Origin of the sequence: Pseudomonas sp. 8Z, assembly GCF_902506535.1 — a bacterium.
In the GTDB taxonomy this organism is placed as follows: Bacteria; Pseudomonadota; Gammaproteobacteria; order Pseudomonadales; family Pseudomonadaceae; genus Aquipseudomonas.
The window spans coordinates 163,090-181,550 of the sequence record NZ_LR733827.1; the positions used below are offsets into that span (position 1 = coordinate 163,090).

The 18,461-nt window shown below is 62.7% G+C and carries 16 protein-coding genes; 9 read left to right on the forward strand and 7 right to left on the reverse strand.

All coding sequences use genetic code 11. The annotated features are described in order from the left end of the window. Positions 1-28: 28 nt before the first annotated feature. From AERO9A_RS13515 to AERO9A_RS13535, 5 genes are all read left to right on the forward strand, one after another. A complete protein-coding gene (locus tag AERO9A_RS13515; RefSeq protein WP_159972475.1) occupies positions 29-814 on the forward strand; it encodes an MBL fold metallo-hydrolase in 786 nt (261 codons plus the stop codon). A gap of 74 nt (positions 815-888) precedes the next feature. After that, positions 889-2,007, forward strand: coding sequence for a serine hydrolase (locus tag AERO9A_RS13520; RefSeq protein ID WP_159972476.1), 1,119 nt, complete (start codon positions 889-891; stop codon positions 2,005-2,007). Further along, positions 2,004-2,336 (forward strand): amidase, encoded by a 333-nt coding sequence (locus AERO9A_RS13525; RefSeq protein ID WP_159972477.1) that lies wholly within the window; start codon positions 2,004-2,006, stop codon positions 2,334-2,336. Before AERO9A_RS13520 ends, AERO9A_RS13525 begins: the two co-directional genes overlap by 4 nt. Positions 2,337-2,436: 100 nt before the next feature. Further along, positions 2,437-3,591, forward strand: coding sequence for a phosphatidylserine/phosphatidylglycerophosphate/cardiolipin synthase family protein (locus tag AERO9A_RS13530; RefSeq protein WP_159972478.1), 1,155 nt, complete (start codon positions 2,437-2,439; stop codon positions 3,589-3,591). Between the two features lie 218 nt (positions 3,592-3,809). Next, positions 3,810-4,157: a hypothetical protein gene (locus tag AERO9A_RS13535; RefSeq protein WP_159972479.1), complete on the forward strand. Its 348-nt coding sequence runs from the start codon at positions 3,810-3,812 to the stop codon at positions 4,155-4,157. A gap of 288 nt (positions 4,158-4,445) precedes the next feature. Here the strand turns inward: AERO9A_RS13535 and AERO9A_RS13540 are convergent, their stop codons facing one another. The 3 genes from AERO9A_RS13540 to AERO9A_RS13550 form a co-directional block, all read right to left on the reverse strand. Continuing rightward, complete coding sequence (locus AERO9A_RS13540) at positions 4,446-5,627, reverse strand: acetyl-CoA C-acetyltransferase (RefSeq protein WP_159972480.1); 1,182 nt, start codon at positions 5,625-5,627, stop codon at positions 4,446-4,448. Positions 5,628-5,763: 136 nt separating this feature from the next. Next, entirely contained in the window at positions 5,764-6,420 is a 657-nt protein-coding gene (locus AERO9A_RS13545) for a CoA transferase subunit B (RefSeq protein WP_159972481.1), read from the reverse strand. 11 nt (positions 6,421-6,431) lie between these two features. Then, entirely contained in the window at positions 6,432-7,130 is a 699-nt protein-coding gene (locus AERO9A_RS13550) for a CoA transferase subunit A (RefSeq protein ID WP_159972482.1), read from the reverse strand. Positions 7,131-7,232: 102 nt separating this feature from the next. Here AERO9A_RS13550 and AERO9A_RS13555 point away from each other — a divergent pair, with 102 nt between their 5' ends. Beyond that, complete coding sequence (locus tag AERO9A_RS13555) at positions 7,233-8,114, forward strand: LysR family transcriptional regulator (protein ID WP_159972483.1); 882 nt, start codon at positions 7,233-7,235, stop codon at positions 8,112-8,114. 51 nt (positions 8,115-8,165) lie between these two features. Here AERO9A_RS13555 and AERO9A_RS13560 read toward each other — a convergent pair whose 3' ends face one another. From AERO9A_RS13560 to AERO9A_RS13575, 4 genes are all read right to left on the reverse strand, one after another. Then, on the reverse strand, positions 8,166-9,236 hold the full coding sequence (locus AERO9A_RS13560; RefSeq protein ID WP_159972484.1) for an HD domain-containing phosphohydrolase: 1,071 nt from the start codon (positions 9,234-9,236) through the stop codon (positions 8,166-8,168). Next, positions 9,226-11,715: an ATP-binding protein gene (locus AERO9A_RS13565; RefSeq protein ID WP_159972485.1), complete on the reverse strand. Its 2,490-nt coding sequence runs from the start codon at positions 11,713-11,715 to the stop codon at positions 9,226-9,228. The genes AERO9A_RS13560 and AERO9A_RS13565 overlap by 11 nt, the downstream gene beginning before the upstream one ends. Before the next feature lie 178 nt (positions 11,716-11,893). Beyond that, positions 11,894-12,385: a MarR family winged helix-turn-helix transcriptional regulator gene (locus AERO9A_RS13570; RefSeq protein ID WP_372239680.1), complete on the reverse strand. Its 492-nt coding sequence runs from the start codon at positions 12,383-12,385 to the stop codon at positions 11,894-11,896. Positions 12,386-12,439: 54 nt separating this feature from the next. Further along, positions 12,440-14,203, reverse strand: coding sequence for a sigma-54-dependent Fis family transcriptional regulator (locus AERO9A_RS13575; protein ID WP_159972486.1), 1,764 nt, complete (start codon positions 14,201-14,203; stop codon positions 12,440-12,442). A gap of 255 nt (positions 14,204-14,458) precedes the next feature. On the opposite strand from AERO9A_RS13575, the gene AERO9A_RS13580 reads away from it, so the two are divergent. The 3 genes from AERO9A_RS13580 to AERO9A_RS13590 all read left to right on the forward strand — a co-directional run bounded on the left by AERO9A_RS13580 (position 14,459) and on the right by AERO9A_RS13590 (position 18,455). Further along, positions 14,459-15,934 carry a benzaldehyde dehydrogenase gene (locus AERO9A_RS13580; protein WP_159972487.1) on the forward strand — a complete coding sequence of 492 codons (1,476 nt, stop codon included), beginning with the start codon at positions 14,459-14,461 and terminating at the stop codon, positions 15,932-15,934. Positions 15,935-15,978: 44 nt separating this feature from the next. Further along, entirely contained in the window at positions 15,979-16,746 is a 768-nt protein-coding gene (locus tag AERO9A_RS13585) for a coniferyl-alcohol dehydrogenase (protein ID WP_159972488.1), read from the forward strand. Positions 16,747-16,829: 83 nt separating this feature from the next. After that, positions 16,830-18,455, forward strand: coding sequence for a DUF1302 domain-containing protein (locus tag AERO9A_RS13590; protein ID WP_372239681.1), 1,626 nt, complete (start codon positions 16,830-16,832; stop codon positions 18,453-18,455). The last annotated feature ends 6 nt before the right edge of the window (positions 18,456-18,461 follow it).

Here is an 18,461-nt window from a genome sequence, read left to right on the forward strand (position 1 = left end):
GACGTTGCGATTTATCAACGAGGTTTCCATGCGCCGCGAGCCCATCGTGCTGTTCGATAACGGCAGCCACCAATGCCTGATGTTCGATGACCTGGTCAGCGGCGAAGGCGTGCAATCCAACCAGTTCCTGATCACCGACAACGAGCAATATCTGCTGCTCGATCCGGGTGGTGACCTGACCTACACGCCGCTGTCGCTGGAGCTGTCCAAGCACATTCCGGTGCAGGATCTGACCTACATCTTCGCCTCGCACCAGGACCCGGACATCATCGCCTCGCTGGACAAATGGCTGCTGCACACCCGTGCGCGGGTCATCTGTTCCAAGCTCTGGGCGCGTTTTTTGCCGCACCTGACCGCCAACTACCTGGCGCTGAGCCGGGGCATCAACACCTTTGACCGCATCATCGCGCTGCCCGATCGTGGCGAGAGCATTGCGTTGGGCAAGTCCATTCTCAAGGCGGTGCCTGCGCACTTTCTGCACTCGGTGGGTAACTTCCAGCTCTATGACCCGGTGAGCAAGATTCTTTTTTCCGGCGACATGGGCGCCTCGCTGGTCGACGACGCCACGCCGGTGCGCGACTTCGTCAACCACGTGCCGAACATGGAGGGCTTCCATCGCCGCTACATGGCGGGCAACAAGGCTTGTCGCCTGTGGGCGGCGATGGTGCGACAGATGGATGTGGCGATGATCGTGCCGCAGCACGGGCGGCCCTTCGTCGGGGCAGAGATGATCAACGCCTTCCTGAACTGGATCGAGAGCCTCGAATGCGGTCTCGACCTGATGGGCCCGGAGGATTACTGCCTGCCCAGATGAATGTCGAGGGCGGCGCTTCAAGGCGTCATCGTCGGCATGCTAGGGTGCGCCTCGATTTCTTATCGAGGCCGCCCATGCCCACTTTCTCCCTTCGTCGTCTAAGCCTGACGCTTGGCTTCAGCGTGCTGAGTGCTGTCGCCCACGCAGAAAACTGGCCGCAACCCGATTGGCAGAGTCAGCCTGCACCACCGTCCGCTGCCGTTACCGAGCTGGAGACCTATGCCTTCGCTCCGCGCGACGATGCCGAGCGCAAGGGCATTCGCACCGATGCCTTGCTGGTGATCCGCGACGGACAGATCGTCTACGAGCGTTATGCCGCACCGACCACCGCGCAAACGCCGCACCTTTCCTGGTCGATGGCCAAGAGTCTGTTCGCCACCGTGCTCGGCGTTGCCTATGGCGAGGGGCGCTTCAAGCTCGATGCGCCGGTGGCGCAGTATTACCCACCGATGGCCGAACATCCGCAGGTCAAAATAGGGCATTTACTCAACTGGGCCTCGGGGCTGGACTGGCAGGAAGACTACGAATACGCGCCGCTGAAATCCTCGGTGGTGGCGATGCTCTACACCCGTGGCCGTGGTGACATGGCCGCCTTTACCGCCGCGCATGAGGCGGCGGCTGCGCCGGGTACAGGTTTTCACTACTCCAGTGGCGACAGCAACCTGCTGGCCGCCGCGCTGCGTGGCATGGTCGGCGAGCAGGCTTACGCCGACTACCCCTGGACGGCGCTGTTCGAGCCGCTGGGCATCAAGCATGCGGTGTGGGAGCGTGATGCCAGCGGCACTTTCGTCGCGGCGTCCTACGCTTATCTGAGTACGCGCGACCTGGCCCGCGTCGGCCTGCTGATGCAGCGTGGCGGACGCTGGGGCGAGCAGCAGTTGCTGCCGACAGCCTGGGTCGATTTTGTCTCCACGCCGTTTTCTGCTTATCAACCGCAGCGGGCCAAACCGGGGGAAGCTGTGCCAGGCGGGCAGTGGTGGCTCAATGTCGAACTGCCCGGCAGCCGACGCCCCTGGCCGGATGCGCCGACCGATACCATCGCCGCGCTGGGCCACTGGGGCCAGGGCCTGTACGTGATGCCGAAGGAGAAACTGGTGGTGGTGCGCTACGCCGATGACCGCGATGGCAGCTTCCAGCACAACGAACTGCTCAAGCGCGTACAGGCGGCGTTCGCCACGGAGGTGCAGCCATGATCCGCCGTCATCCGCTGCTCAGTGCGCTGGCACTGCTGCTCATCCTGCTGCTGGCCTGGGCCTGGGCCTGGGCCTGGCCGAACCGCGTTTATTTGCAGGCCTTCCCCGACATCATCGGCGCCTACACGGCCAAGGAGTATTGCTCCTGCCGCTACGTCAGCGGCAACCCGGCAGCCTATTGCGAGGGTTTTGTGAAGCAATACGTGCCGATCAGCAGCCTGCTCGATGATGTAAGCGCCAAGCGCGTGACCGCCAGCGGCCTGGGCCGTACCCACAGCGCCGCCTGGTTGGGTGAGCGGCAGGGTTGTCAGTTACTACCGACTGAATGAGGCGCGCCGCTTGCCTGTCGCGCGCGGCGCGTTGAACTTGTCAGCGCGCCGCGTGACGAAGAGCTACGTGACAGGCGTGATGCTCACGGAGGACTGAACGGTGTCCACTCGCGGGACTATTTTTCCCTGGCGTAGCGGCAACCGCTTCGAACTGCTGCTCGACGGCCCAGTGTTCTTTCCACGCATGCTGGCTGCCATCGACGCGGCGCAGCGGCAGGTGGAGCTGGAGCTGTATCTGGTCGAAGACGGCCAAGCCAGCGAACGCTTGGTCGAGGCGCTGTGTCGTGCAGCGGCGCGAGGCGTAAGCGTGCGCGCGCTGTTCGATGCTTATGGGGCTGCTGGCCTGGGCGCGGTTGCCCGTGAGCGTCTAGTGGCTGGCGGTGTGCAACTGCGCTGGTACAACCCGATCCGCTGGCGCCGAGGCGTGCGTAATTTCCACCGTGACCACCGCAAACTGCTGCTGATCGACCAACGCCTGGCCTATGTTGGCGGCACTGGCGCCACCGACGAGTTCTGGCAGCCGGAGCAGGCCCGCAGCACCTGGCACGAAGTGATGGTCGAGATCGAAGGGCCGTTGGTGGGCGATTGGCAGCAACTGTTCGAACACCAGTGGCGCACACGCTTTTCCTGGCGACCGCGACAAACACCCGAGTTGCTGCGGCTCCCCGATTGCCCTCCTGCAGGCCAGGGTCTGGGCCGTGTCGCCTATGCCGATGCCGCGCAACACCGCGACATCCTGCAATCGCTGCTGCGCGCCCTGCGCGGTGCGAAACAGCGTGTCTGGCTGGCCACACCGTACTTCCTGCCAACCTGGAAGGTACGCCGCGCCCTGCGCCGAGCGGCTGCCCGTGGCGTGGATGTGCGTCTGCTGCTGGCCGGACGGCATACCGACCATCCGCCGGTGCGCTTTGCCGGTCAGCGCTATTACCCGCGCCTGCTCAAGGCCGGGGTGCGAATCTTCGAGTACCAGCCGCGCTTTCTGCACCTGAAGATGGTGCTGGTGGACGACTGGGTCAGCGTCGGCTCGTGCAACTTCGACCACTGGAACCTGCGCTTCAACCTCGACGCCAACGTCGAGGCGCTCGACCCGGCGTTCACCCAGGCAGTAGCGCGTTGCTTTATCGAAGACTTTGGCGTCAGCCGCGAGATCACCCTCGACCACTGGCACCAACGCCCCTGGTGGCGGCGTGTGCAGCAGCGCTTGTGGGGGTGGCTGGATCGGCTGGCGGTGAATCTGCTGGATCGCTGGCGTTAGATAACGTCTGCCCAAAGCTACGCTTGCCGCCACGATGGGCAATGCTTAATGTGCCAGATCATTGTGATGGCTTGTGGCTACCGTGGCCGAGGTTTGCACCATAGGGAGTGTGGTATGGAGGTGGCGTGCTTTTCCAGGGATGGACGATTCCTGTCGTTTCGATCTTTACCGAAGTTTTGTTTCGTGCCTTATGGCCGACGGAGCTTACGGAGGGACGAATGCGTTTACTGATCATCCTGAACAGACTGACGATTGCTCTGCTCTACCTGGCAGCGCTCCTGTTCGCGGGAGGTGTTACGTTGGCCATGCTGATCAGTCCTGGCCATGTTCCCATGATCTTGGTCGCGTCTTTCTTGGTTGCGATTATCACCATCCCCTTCTCCCTGTTCTGTTTGATCAGCGCGTGCAGACGAGGTTGCATCAGCCCCAGTTATGTCGCGTTTTCCGTGCTGATTTCCTGTTTTATCGCAGGGCTGGGTTGGTGCGTCATTCCCTTCGCCCTGAGGCGGGATATAGCCGATTACCTGGCTGGTTCGGATACCCAAGAAGAGGTCATCAGCTCGTAGTGATGGGCGTTTCATGCGCTGTGCTGCTCTTTGCTGATGCGTCGTGCACGGGATCTGGGATGGCGCCCGGTATGGGGCGTGATGGTTGCGCGGCTTTCCGTTCTGCAAAGTAAATGGCGGGTTACACCCGCCCTACGGTTTTGCGCTTTACTCGCGTTCGCTGGCCAGGGCCGCGGTCTGGTCGCCGCCGATGTACTGCGTGGCTCGTACAGGCTGACCAGTTGTAGGGCGGGTGAAACCCGCCAGCCCTGTAGATGGCGGGTTGCACACGCCCTACGGTTTTGCGCTTTACTCGCGTTCGATGGCCAGGGCCACGCCTTGGCCGCCGCCGATGCACAGGGTGGCCAGGCCTTTTTTGGCGTCGCGGCGGATCATCTCGTGCAGCAGGCTGACCAGCACGCGGCAACCAGAGGCCCCAATCGGGTGACCAAGGGCGATGGCGCCGCCGTTGACGTTGACCTTGTCGGCATCCCAGCCCAGCTCCTGGCCGACCGACAGCGCTTGAGCGGCGAAGGCTTCGTTGGCTTCGATCAGATCCAGGTCAGCCAGGCTCCAGCCGGCCTTGTCCAGGCAGCGACGGGTGGCGGAGACCGGGCCGATGCCCATGATCGCCGGGTCGACGCCAGCATTGGCGTAGCCGGCAATCTTCGCCAGCACCGGCAGGCCTAGCGCTTGGGCCTTGGCCGCGCTCATCAGCAACACGGCAGCGGCGCCGTCGTTGAGGCTGGAGGCATTGCCGGCGGTGACGCTGCCGTCCTTCTTGAACGCCGGCTTGAGCTTGGCCAGAGATTCGGCAGTGGTGCCGGCGCGCGGCTGCTCGTCACGGGCAAACGCAACTGGGTCGCCCTTGCGTTGCGGGATCATGACTGGGGTGATTTCAGCGTCGAAGCGCCCGGCCTCGATGGCGGCCACGGCTTTCTGCTGCGAGGCGGCGGCGAAGGTGTCCTGGGCTTCACGGCTGATGCCGTATTTTTCCACCAGGTTCTCGGCGGTGATGCCCATGTGGTAGTCGTTGAAGGCGTCCCACAGGCCGTCGACGATCATGCTGTCGAGCATTTGCGCGTGGCCCATGCGCAGTCCGGTGCGGGCTTTCGGCAGCACATAGGGCGACAGGCTCATGTTTTCCATGCCGCCAGCAATCACCACCTCGGCATCGCCGCAGCGAATGGCCTGAGCTGCCAGATGCAAGGCTTTGAGGCCCGAGCCGCAGACCTTGTTCAGGGTCATGGCCGGTACGGCATGTGGTAGGCCTGCACGGATAACGGCCTGGCGTGCGGGGTTCTGACCAGAACCTGCGGTGAGCACCTGGCCGAGAATGACTTCATCGACCTGGGCGGCGTCGAGGCCGGTTTGCTCCAGCAGGCGCTTGATGACGATGGCGCCGAGTTCCGGCGCGGGGATGTCGGCCAGGCTGCCCTGGAAGCTGCCGATGGCGGTGCGGGTGGCGGCGACGATGACGACGTCTTGCATGGGAAATCCTCTGGGTGCGGTAGGACGGAAAGCTTCGCGGATGAATCCGCTCCTACAGGGAGTGCAGCAGATAACACCAAATAAAAACACCCCGCAAAACGCCAGTCGTGGTGACGCTTGCGGGGCGGTAGACAACCTAGAACTGCATTTCCGGCACGTGCTCGGGGACGATCAGCTTGCCGGCGGTCTTGGCGACGATTTCCTCGACGCTCACGCCCGGTGCACGCTCGCGCAGGACGAAGGCGTTGTCTTCGATCTCCAGGTAGGCCAGGTCGGTCAGCACCTTGCGGATGCAGCCTGAGCCGGTCAGCGGCAGGCTGCAATGCTCCAGCAGCTTGGATTCGCCGTCTTTCGAGGCGTGGGTCATGGTGACGATGATGTTGTCGGCGCCGGCCACCAGATCCATGGCGCCGCCCATGCCTTTGACCAGCTTGCCGGGGATCATCCACGAGGCGATGTTGCCGCGCACGTCCACCTCGAAGGCGCCGAGCACGGTCAGGTCGACGTGGCCGCCACGAATCATGGCGAAGGATTGCGCCGAGTCGAAGATCGCCGCGCCCTTGATCGCGGTAACGGTCTGCTTGCCGGCGTTGATCATGTCGGCGTCGACTTCGTCTTCAGTAGGGAAGGCGCCCATGCCGAGTAGACCGTTCTCCGACTGCAGCATCACCTGCATGCCCTCGGGCACGTAGTTGGCCACCAGGGTCGGGATGCCGATGCCGAGGTTGACGTAGAAGCCGTCCTGCAGCTCGCGGGCGACGCGCTGGGCCATTTGTTCACGGGTCAGTGCCATGGTCTTTCTCCTCAGGCGCGCAGCGTGCGTTTTTCGATGCGTTTCTCGAAGCTGCCGCAGATCAGCCGATCGACATAGATGCCGGGGGTGTGAATCTGCGTGGGGTCGAGTTCACCGGGCTCGACGATCTCCTCGACTTCGACCACGGTGATGCGCCCGGCAGTGGCGACCACCGGGTTGAAGTTCTGCGCGGTGTGGCGGTACACCACGTTACCGAAGTGGTCGGCCTTCCAGCCTTTGACGATGGCGAAGTCGCCGGTGATAGCCGGTTCGAGGATGCAGTGGCGGCCATTGATTTCGCGCGCCTCTTTGCCCTCGGCGACCGGGGTGCCGTAGCCGGTGGCGGTGAAGAAGGCGGGGATGCCGGCGCCACCGGCACGCAGCTTCTCGGCCAGGGTGCCTTGTGGGGTCAGCTCGACCTCCAGTTCGCCGGAGAGCAGTTGCTGCTCGAACAGGGCGTTCTCGCCGACGTAGGAGGCGATCATCTTGCGGATCTGCCGGTCTTCCAGCAGCACGCCGAGGCCGAAGCCATCGACGCCGCAGTTGTTGGACACCACGGTCAGGTCGCGCACGCCGCGACGGCGAATCTCGGCGATCAGGTTCTCGGGGATGCCGCACAGGCCGAAACCGCCGGCCAGTACGGTCATGCCGTCCTGCAGGCCGTCCAGGGCTTGCGCATAGCTGCCGACGCGTTTGTCGAGTCCGCTCATTCGGGGCTGTCTCTTGGTTGTTAGCTGTGGAGCCAAGCTTCTGCGCTGTGGGCTTATTTGTTAAGTTTGTTTTTCCTCTTGATTGATCAGGTAAATAAATCAATGACCGTCAAGCAACTGCGCGCTTTTCTCGCCGTGGCGCAGAGTCTGAGCTTCGCCCAGGCCTGCGAGCGCCTGCACTTGTCGCAGCCGGCGCTGAGCCTGGCGATCAAGAATCTGGAGCAATCGCTCGGTGGCCCGTTGTTGGTTCGCACTACCCGCAGTGTGGCGCTGACGCCCGAGGGCGAGACGCTGCTGCCGATTGCCGTGCGCCTGCTGGCCGACTGGGATAACGCCGAGGATCTGCTGCGCCAGCACTTCACCCTGCAGATGGGCAAGGTGGCGGTGGCAGCCATGCCATCGTTCGCTGGCAATCGACTGCCAGCGGTGTTGCGTAGGTTTCGCGAGGCGCATCCACGGGTCAACGTGGCGGTGCACGATGTACTCAACGAGCAGGTGATGGAGATGGTGCGCGATGGCCGGGTCGAGTTGGGCATCGCCTTTGAACCGGCAACGCTCGATGGCCTGCAGTTCACGCCGTTGTACGAGGATCGCTTTGTCGCTGTGGTGCCGGCAGGCAGCGAGCTGGCTCGGCAATCGGCATTGACCTGGGCGCAGTTGCTGGCCTTGCCCTTTATCACCCTGCAGCGGCCTTCAGCGGTGCGTCTGTTGTTGGAGGACAGTGTGATTGCTCGTCACGGTCGGCTGCCGGTGGCGTTCGAAAGTCACCAGTTGGTCACGGTTGGACGCATGGTGGCCGAGGGGTTGGGGGCCAGTGCTGTGCCGCAGCTCTGCCGACAGCAGATGGAGGATCTTGGAGCGCGTTGCCTGCCGCTGAGCGAGCCTCAGGTATCGCGCCGTATCGGCCTGTTGCACCTGGCCGGTCATCAGCTCTCGCGCGCCGGGCAGGCGTTGAGCGAGACGTTGTTGGAGGGGGTTCGCTAGGGCTGTTGCCGCTTCGCGCACGGTTCGCGTCGAAACGGTAATAGACAGCAATCAGCTCACGTGCTGGTCGTCGCTGAGTTTGTACTGCAGCTCTTCGATCTGCTCGTAGAGCCCCTCGGCGAGTGCCACAAGCTGTGGATCGAAGTGCTTGCCGCTCTGTTCGCGAATGTAGTGCTGGGTATCCTCGCGTGACCACGGTTTCTTGTAGGGACGTGGCATGCGCAGGGCGTCGTAGACGTCGCAGATGGCGACGATACGCCCTGACAGTGGAATCTGTTCGCCGCTCAGGCCCTGTGGGTAGCCGCTGCCATCCCATTTTTCGTGGTGGCACAGGGCAATTTCCGCCGCCAGGTTGGTCAACTCCGAGGGGTGCTGGTCGCAGAGAATGGCGTGGCCGATGTGTGGGTGGGTTTGCATCAGCGCGCGTTCCTGCTCGGTTAGCGGGCCCGGTTTGAGGAGGATTTCATCGCTAATGCCGATCTTGCCGACATCGTGCATCGGTGCGGCCTGGCGGATCAGCTCGACCCAATGTTCATCCATGCCCAAGGTGCGGGCGATCAAGGCAGCGGATTCGCCGATGCGGCGGATGTGATTGCCGGTCTCATTGTCGCGGTAGGCGGCGGCGCGCGTGAGGGTTCGTACCAGTGCGCTATAACTCTGGGCGAGTTGGGCGGTGCGTTCGCCTACGCGGCTTTCCAGCAGTACGTTGGCTTCCTTCAGAGCCAGGCTGGCGTGGCTCAACTGCAGGTTGCTGCGTACCCGCAGGATGACTTCGGGCAGATCGACCGGCTTGCACAGGTAGTCGTTGGCGCCCAGCTCCAGACCGGTACGGCGGTTGTTCGTGTCATCCAGTGCGGTAATGATGATGATGGGCTGGGTGCTGCGATCACGCCCGGACAACGCTCGCAGAATGTCGAAACCATTGGGCGGTGGCATATCCAGATCGAGTAGCAGCAGGTTCCAGCTATTGTTCTGTAACCAGTCGAGGGCTGCTGCCGAATCGGAGAAACTGATGGGGTTGCGTAGCCCGAAGGCTTTGAGGCTCGACTCCAGCAAACGGCTGTTGGCGACCACGTCGTCGACGATAACCACGCGGGAATGGCTGAAGTCCTTAGACAGCATGGATGTTCTCCGGGGGGGTTAGGGCACTGACCAGTTCCTGTAACTCGGTCGGATCGATGGGGACGGCCAGTAGCGCGCTGGCACCGAGGGCGACCAGCTCTTGCAATTGATCGCGGCGACTGAGCAGTACCACTGGCAGATCGCACAGATCGGCACTGCGTTGTATCGCGCGTAGCACTTCGCGGCCATCGAGTTCGTGCATGTCGACGCTCAATAGCAGCAGGTCGGGGCGCTTGCGCCGCAGGGCGTCGAGTAACCGAGCGCCATCATCGAATTGCTGCAGGTCGATGTCGGCCAGCGCTTGGCTGACGATATCGCGATTGAGGATATCGTTGTCGCCGTGATAGACGCAGGCAGGTGTGTCGTGCGCTATCGGCTGTGCCGGTTCCTGCTGCGCCTGATAGTGCGCCAGCTCAATCCAGAACTGGCTGCCTTGGCCGGGCACGCTGGTGAGTCCGACTTCAGCGTTCATCAGGGTGGCGTATTCCTTACAGAGTGAAAGGCCGATGCCGGTGCCTTGGATCGAGCCGTTTTCCTGGCCCAGGCGTTGGAAGGGCTCAAATAACAGAGGTTGCAGTTGCTCGGCGATGCCGATGCCGGTGTCGATGACGCTCAGGCGAACACGCTGGTCGTGTTCGCTACAGGCCAGGGTGATGCTGCCTGTGGGGGTGTATTTGATGGCGTTGGACAGCAGGTTGAGCAAAACCTGACGCAGGCGTTTGGGGTCAGCCATGACCGGCAGCGGTGTATCGGGCAATTGCAGGTTCAGGCTTAGGCCGTTGGCTTGGATTTGCGCTGCGACGAGGTCGGCGCATTCGTGCATCAGCGCCACGCAATCGACTGGCTGCAGGTCAAGGCGTGGCTGGTCGCTCTGCAGGCTCGACCAGTCGAGTATGTCGCCGACCAATTGGTTGAGGTGATGGCTGGCAATGAGGATTTCTTCGAGATAATCGGGTTCGCCATCGCGGCGGCTGTTGCCTTGCATTTGCATCAGTTGGGCAAAGCCTTGGATGGCATTGAGCGGCGTACGCAGCTCGTGGCTCATGCTGGAAATGAACTGCGTCTTGGCCCGGCTCGCGTCTTGAGCCTCCTGGCTGGCGCGTTGCAGTTGCGAGGCGTTGCGTTCGAGTTTCTGCCCCATCTGCTCGATGTCTTCGATGATCGATTCCAGCTCGCTGATGCGGGTTTTCGGGCGCCTTGGGCGCCAGTTGCCCTGGCCGATCTCACGCAGCATGCCGACGATGCCATTGACCGGGGAACGCAGCCTTTCGGTGAAGAAGCGGATGCGCCACCACATGATGGCGAAGAACACCAGGTAAAACAGCAGCAGCCCGGCAATCAGTATGTAGCCGATATTGCGGTAGTAACTGGCCAGGTCATTGGTTTGATGGAAGATGGCATCTTCGCCCACCACTGTCAGCAGGTGCCAGTTGGTCGATGGGATCCGCGCCCAGGCAACCAGTTTTTGCTGGCCGTCCATGGGCATCGCCAGCACGCCGTTGGGCTGCGCCTCCATGGCTTTGGCCAGGGCGTTGGTATCGGCGCGCTTGCGCAGGTTGAAGTCTTCCGGCTTGAACTGTTCGGAGCTGATGGCTTCATCGTAGGAGTGGCTGGTCAGCTCATCGAGGCCGAAGTCCCGCTCGCCTGCCGGTGGCAGCGCCATGATGTTCATGTCATTGCTGATGATGACCGCATAGCCGCTCCAGGGCACCGACAGTTGCTGGATGTGCTCAAGCAGTTTGTTGACGGTGACGTCCAGACCCGCCACGCCTTCGAGGAAATCCCCGCGCAGCACCGGGGCGATGGCCGACATCATCCAGCCTTGGCCGGCCGGGTCCAGATAAACGTCGGTCCAGACCACCTGGCGCTGCGGGTTGTGCTTAGTGTCGGCCAGGTAATAGAAGTTGTAGTCCGGTATGACCATGTCATGGGGGTATTGCGCAGGCGTGTCGAACCAAGGGTAGATGCGGTTGTAACTGTCCCAACTATTGAAATAGATGCTGGCGATCAGCGGGTTGCTGCGCAGTGTTTCACGCATGAACGGGTCGACCTGCTGCAAGCGCGCCACTTTGACCAGATCCTGGCGGGCGAGCGGTGTCGCGCTGGAGTAGAACGACGCCGCGCTGCCGTCATCGCGCTGGCTATGGCGTACCCCGCTAGGGGTCATGGCGAGCTGTGCGGGGGCAATTGGTTGGGTATCGCTCAGGGCTTTCTGGTTCAGAGCGGCATAGGTATCGGTCAGGCGGGCGATATGGGTCAGCTCGCTTTGCACCAGGGCGGCCTCCTGGCTCGCGGCGGCCTGCAGATCGTTCCGCGCGGTTTGGCGCAGGTGCTCGACTTGCGCATCGCGAATCGAGGCGTTGGTCAGCAGGTAGACGGAGATAAGTACCGTCTCCACCAGAATCAGCGGTATGAGGGCTGTTTGTACGAAGGCGCGCCATATCCATGTCCGAAGATTGACCTGTGAGGTCTGTGGCATGAGGGGCTCCTACCTGCCGCTGGAGGCAGTTAATAGCGGGGTGGCGATATGATGTCTCGGTGCGTGTTAAGTGAACCTTAGCTTAAAGGTAGTCGGTGTTGAGCTAAGTCAGGTGAACGGTGCGCAGGGATATGCAACGAGGGGCATTGGCAGGTGGCGAACGGTCTGCCGGAGGACGTTACTGGGTATCGCGGTAGAGCTTGCGTAGCAAGTGCAGCAGTTGTGCACGTTCCTGATCGTCGAGCGCGGCGGTGGAGTCGCGATCGCTCTGTGCGGCCAGCGCCTTGAGTTCTTTCAGGCGGACTTCTCCTACTTTGCTGAGGAACAGGCCGTAGGAGCGCTTGTCCGGCTTGCAGCGTACGCGCATGGCCAGGCCGAGCTGCTCCAACTTGTTAACCAGCACCACCGCTTGTGGCGGCTCAATGGCCAGGGCGCGGGCGAGGTCGGCCTGCATCAGGCCGGGATGCTGCTCAATGATCATCAGTGCGGTGAACTGCGCCGGGCGTAGCTCGAACGTGTCCAGGCGTGTGGAAAGGTGCTGGAAGACCTTCATCTGTGCACGGCGCAGCACATAGCCAAGATAGCTTTCCAGGCCTTGGTCGAGGATCGCGGGATCTACACTCTGGTTGCTTTGCTCGGGGGGCTTGGCCATGGCTTCTGTATTGATCATCTTTCAGTTAATAAAGTTAATTATTTTGCGGGGTGTATGAGCCGGACGCCAGCATTAATTCTGTTCAGACGTGCCATGTTTCTTCAGGCGATAGGCAAATTGTGCTCGGGTTAGCCCGAGCAGGCGTGCGGCGGCGGCCAGATTGCCGTCGGCCTTGCTCAGGGCGTCGTCGAGCAGGCGTCGCTCCAGGCGCTCGATATCCGGCTCGATATGCAGTTCCTGCAGCCGTTCGAGCAAATTGTCTGGGCCGCTCTCGCTGTTTTGCGCGTCACTGGACAGGGTGCCGCTTTGGCTCAGCGAATAGAGCTGTGGCGGCAGGGGTTCGTTGTGGAACAGGTGCAGGATGTCGATAGGACGCCCCTCATCACTGGCGATCAGGCCGCGTTCGATGAGGTTCTGCAACTCGCGCACATTGCCGGGGAAGTCGTACAGCAGCAGGGCTTTGAGCGCGCGCATGGTAAGGCCGGCGTGGGTGCGTCCGTATTCGCGGCAGTAGCGGCTGAGAAAGGCATCGACCAGCAGCGGAATATCGTCGCGGCGTTCGCGTAGCGGCGGCAGGCTGATGGGGTAGACGTTGAGGCGGTAGAACAGATCCTCGCGGAAACGCCCGGCTTGCACCTCCTGGCGCAAATCGACGTTAGTGGCGGCCACGACGCGTACATCCACGCGGATTGGCTGGCCGCCACCGACGCGCTCCACCTCGCGCTCCTGCAGGGCACGCAGCAGCTTGCCCTGGCCAGGTAGGCTGAGACAGGCGATTTCATCGAGGAACAGGGTGCCGCCATGGGCGCGCTCGAAGCGGCCAGGGCGCGAATGGCTGGCGCCGGTGAAGGCGCCACGCTCGACGCCGAATAGTTCGGCTTCGATCAGGTTTTCCGGGATAGCTGCGCAGTTGAGGGCGACGAAGGGCTGCTCGCGGCGCGAACTCTGCCGGTGCAGTTCGCGGGCGAATAGTTCTTTGCCCGCGCCCGACTCACCGCCAATCAACACCGTGGCCGGGGTCGGCGCGACTCGTAGCAAGGCATGTCGGGCGGCACTGAAGGCGGCGCTGGCGCCAATCGGAATCAGCTCGCCCGCCTCGCCGGGATTGGTTTTCAGGGGCGCTGTGGCCTGGGCAGCGGCTGGCGCAGGGGGGGCATTGGTATAGAGCAGGGCGAGGTCGGCGCTGACATCGCCCCATTGCTCTGCCGTTTTACCCAGCACCCGGCAGACTTTGTGGCCCATGGCGCGGCATTCAACTTCGCGAAAAATCACCAGGCGCCCGAACATGCCGCTGACGAAGCCGGTGGCGTAGCCGATCTCAGTCCAGCAAGCCGAGTCCTGGCCTACGCCATAAGCGGCAATGTGTTCATCCGCTTCGCAGGAGTGGTGCCAGAGAAATTCGCCCTCGTAGAGGCCCGTGTCGGCATCGAACTTGAAGTGCAGCGGTTCAACTTTGGTCATGCCTTCGAGGGTGTGCAGGCGGGTGCCGGCGAAGAACACCGCTGTGCGGTCGGCCTGCGGCCAGCGTGTGCGAATCAACTGGGCATCGCGTGCGCCGGACTGATAACCGGTGCGGGTGAACAGGCCGCGCGCGCGCTCCAGGCCAAGGCTGTCGATGAATTCACGGCGCAGTGAGCCAAACGAGGAACCGTGCATCAGCAGCATGCGCTGATCGTTGAGCCAGATGCGCCCGTCGCTTGGGGAGAAGAACAGGCATTCGGCCAGCTCCTCGGTGGTTGGTGACTGATTTTGCTGCAGTTGCGAGCTATCGCCGCGTAGCGGGCTGGAGTCTTTGCCTTGGGCAAGGTTGCCGAACAGATGCTTGGGCGTATCCATGGTCACCGCCTCGCTTCATCAAATGATCAAAGGATAAATGGTTAATTAGCATAACTTTAATCATTTGCGTAGCTTGCGCCGGGCGTTAGCGCCGGCGTAAAGGCCTGAAACATTGCTGTAATGCCCGTTCTAGAGCCTTTTTAAGGCGCGCAAAAGTTTTGGGCACAGCGCTTGCTCTAGTACGAGCAGGGCAAGGCTCGTGAGCGCAAGACACGGGATTCGCCTTCCACAAATACAAGAATATCGGAGTGCGATATGTCCGCAGTCAAAGAGGCCAGTTTCCTGCGTGAAGCGCTGTGGCGCGAGAAGATTTTCAATGGCGAGTGGATCAACGCACTTGGCGGTGTAAACCCGGTGCGTGAGCCAGCGACCAATACCCAGTTGACCTGTACCGGCCTGGCCGGTACCGAGGATGTACGCATTGCCTGCGCAACTGCGAGCAAGGCGCAACCGGCCTGGCACGCGATGGGGCCACGGGAGAAGGCGATGATCTTCCATCGCGCCGCCAACTATGCCGAGGCGCATTTCGCCGAGTTGGCACTGTTTATCGCGCGGGAAACCGGCGGCAGTGTGCTCAAGGGCAGCCATGAGATGCGCGAGGCCATCGTGCTGCTGCACCAGGCCGCTGGGATGCTCTCGCAGGGCCATGGCCTGGTAATGCCCAGCCAGGCAGGGCGTCTTTCCTATGCGCGGCGTGTGCCGCATGGCGTGGTCGGGGTGATCTCGCCGTTCAACTTCCCCTTGATTCTGTCTTTGCGCTCGGTGGCGCCGGCGCTGGCTGCCGGTAATGCCGTGGTGCTCAAGCCGGATCCGCAGACGCCCATTACGGGCGGTTTTCTCATTGCGCGTCTGTTTGAGGCTGCTGGCCTGCCGCAAGGGTTGCTGCATGTGCTGCCTGGCCACGCCGAAGCGGGGCAGGCGCTGTGCGAAAACCCGCAGGTCGGCATGATTGCCTTCACCGGCTCTACGGCGGCTGGGCGCAAGGTCGCCGAGACGGCCGGGCGTACCCTGAAAAAGGTGGCGCTGGAGTTGGGTGGCAAGAACTCGCTGATCGTGCTGGAAGATGCCGATTTGGAACTGGCCGCCAGCAACGCCGCCTGGGGCGCCTGGCTGCACCAGGGGCAAATCTGCATGGCCACGGGGCTGATCCTGGCCCATCGCTCGATTGCCGATGAGCTGACTCGTCTGCTGGTGGACAAGGCGCGCGCCCTGACGGTGGGCAACGCCGCCCGTGGCGAGGCGCATCTCGGCCCATTGATCAATGAGCGCCAGCATGCGCGGGTTTGCCAGATCGTCGACGACAGCGTTGCCGCAGGCGCACGCCTGGAAGTCGGTGGCCCGGCTGAGGCGCTGTTCTACAAGCCCAGCGTGCTCTCCGGCGTGCGGCCCGGCATGCGCGCCTTCGATGAGGAAATCTTCGGCCCGGTAGCTTGCGTGGTGGCCTTCGATGATGACGACGAGGCGGTCGAACTGGCTAATGCCTCCGAATACGGCCTGGCGGCTGCGGTGATTTCGCCCTCGCTGGGGCGCGCCATGGCCATCGGTGAGCGTTTGCACAGCGGCCTGCTGCATATCAACGACCAAACCGTGGCCGACGAGTGCATCAACCCCTTCGGTGGGCGTGGCAACTCTGGCAACGGCGGCAACGTCGGCGGCCCGGCTGACTGGGACGAATACACCCAATGGCAATGGGTCACGGTCAAGGACACGCCGCCGCGCTATCCCTTCTGACCGAGCCTTTTAGCGAACACAACAAGAATAAGAGGACGCGAAAGATGAACCTGCAAGGTAAAACCCTGGCAGTAACCGGTGTTGCCTCCGGCATCGGCGCCGAGACGGCGCGCCTGCTGCGCTTTCATGGCGCTAAGGTGATCGGCCTGGATCGCAGCGAACCGCAGATGAGCCTCGACGGCTTCGTCGAGATCGATCTGGAGTACCCGGCCAATATCGATGAAGCCGTGGCCCGGCTGCCGACGCAGCTCGATGGCCTGTGCAACATCGCCGGTGTACCGGGCACGGCCAACCCGCATCTGTTGGCGCGGGTCAACTACCTTGGTCTGCGTCACCTGACCGAGACACTGCTGCCGCGCATCAACGCCGGTGGCTGCATCGTCAACGTCGCCTCGGTGCTCGGCGCGCAGTGGCCCGAGCGCCTGGAGCAGCACAAGGCGCTGGCCGCCGTCGAGGGGTTCGCCGCTGGCGAAGCCTGGCTGGCTGCCAACCCGGTGCCGCCGCAGACCTGCTACCAGTATTTCAAGGAAGCGCTGATCGTCTGGAGCATGACCCAGGCGCAGCCCTGGTTCATGAGCCATTCGGTACGCATGAACTGCGTGGCGCCGGGGCCGGTGTTCACACCGATTCTGGGCGACTTCGTATCCATGCTCGGCTCGCAGCGTATCGAGTCCGACGCTCACCGCATCAAGCGCCCGGCCTATTCCGACGAAGTGGCGGCGGTGATCGCCTTCCTCTGTGCCGAGGAGTCGCGCTGGATCAATGGCGTCAACCTGCCGGTCGATGGTGGCCTGGCTTCTACCTACCTCTGAATCTACGGGAGTCAATACCCGGTGATACCGGCTGTCTGCCCGGCAGCCATTGCGTCCGCACAACAAAAACAATGAGGAACGACATGAAGCACACACAAGCGAATACCAGCGTTCGTTCGCTGGCCCTGGCTGTCAGTTTGGCCAGTAGCGTGCCGGCCATGGCCGCACAGATTGATCTGGGCGACAGCGACTGGCAAATGCGCTGGGACAACACCATCAAGTACAGCCAGGCCTGGCGCCTGCAGGGGGCTGATGACCGGCTCACCAATGCGCCCACGGCTAATGGGTTGTTTCCTTCGATCCAGAGTCAGGGCGACCGTAACTTCAGCCGTGGGCTGGTTTCCAACCGCCTCGACCTTTTTTCCGAGATGGATCTGAGCCACCAGAACTACGGCTTGCGCGTCAGTGGCGCAGCCTGGTACGACCAGATCTATAACGACGATACCGACAGCAGCAATCAGCCGGATTTCCTCTCCGATACCCGCGACCTGCACGGGCGTGATGCCGAGTTGCTCGACGCCTTCGTCTACCTGCGCGGCGAGTTGGGAGAAAGCTCGCAGGGCGTGCTGCGCCTGGGCCGCCACAGCCTGGTATACGGCGAGAGCCTGTTCTACGGCGGCAACGGCATCGGCGCCGCGCAGGGGCCGACCGACGTGGTCAAATTGCTCAGCGTGCCGGGCACTCAGTTCAAGGAGATCCTACGTCCGGTCAACCAGATTTCCGGGCAGTTGCAGCTCACGCCACGGTTGTCGGTGGGCGCCTACTACCAATTTGAGTGGGAGCGTTCCAGCCTGCCAGGGGCCGGTAGTTACCTGAGCGATAACGACCTGATCGGCGAAGGCTCCGGTTCGATTACCGATGTCACCGGCGGCCTGACCCGGCATGCCAGCGACATCGAGGCCAAGAACAGCGGCCAGGGCGGCGTGCAACTGCGCTTCAAGCCCGAGGACACCGAACTGGAGCTGGGCCTGTACGCTGCGCAGTACCACGACAAGGCGCCTAGCGGCCTGTACGGCTACGTCAACACCGCAGGGCCGTCGCCGGTGCTCTCCAGCTACCGCCAGGTGTTCGCCGAGGACATCAAGACCGTCGGCGCCAGCTTCTCCACTGCTCATGGTGACTTCAACTTCGCTGGCGAGGCCTCGCTGCGCTGGAACGCGCCGCTGGTCAGCAACCTGCAGGTAATCGCACCCGGCCAGGCGGCGGACAACGACGGCGAGGCGCGTTACGCCAAGGGCCGCACCGCGCACGTCAACCTGTCGACCATCTACCTGCTGTCGCCGTCGGCGTTGTGGGATGGCGGCTCGATTCTCGCCGAGCTGGCGTGGAACCGCACTTTGAGCGTCACCGACAACCGCGCCGCGCTGGACAGCAACACCACCCGCGACGCCACCGCGCTGCGCGTGCTGGCTGAGCCTGCGTACTTCCAGATCGCCGATGGTTTGGATCTGAGCGTGCCGGTCGGTTTTGGCGTGGTGCTCGATGGCCGCTCCTCGGCGGTCAGCAAGTCCGGTTTCGGCAACACCCATGCCGGCGACTGGAGCGTGGGCCTCAAGGCCACCTACCTGCAGCGCTGGGAGATGGGCCTGAACTACGTGAACTTCTTCGGCGCACCGGAGGCCGGCCTGCGTGAAGACGGCAACTTCAGCTACGCCCAGTCGTTGGCTGATCGCGACTTCGTCTCGCTTTATCTGAAGACCACTTTCTAAGAACAA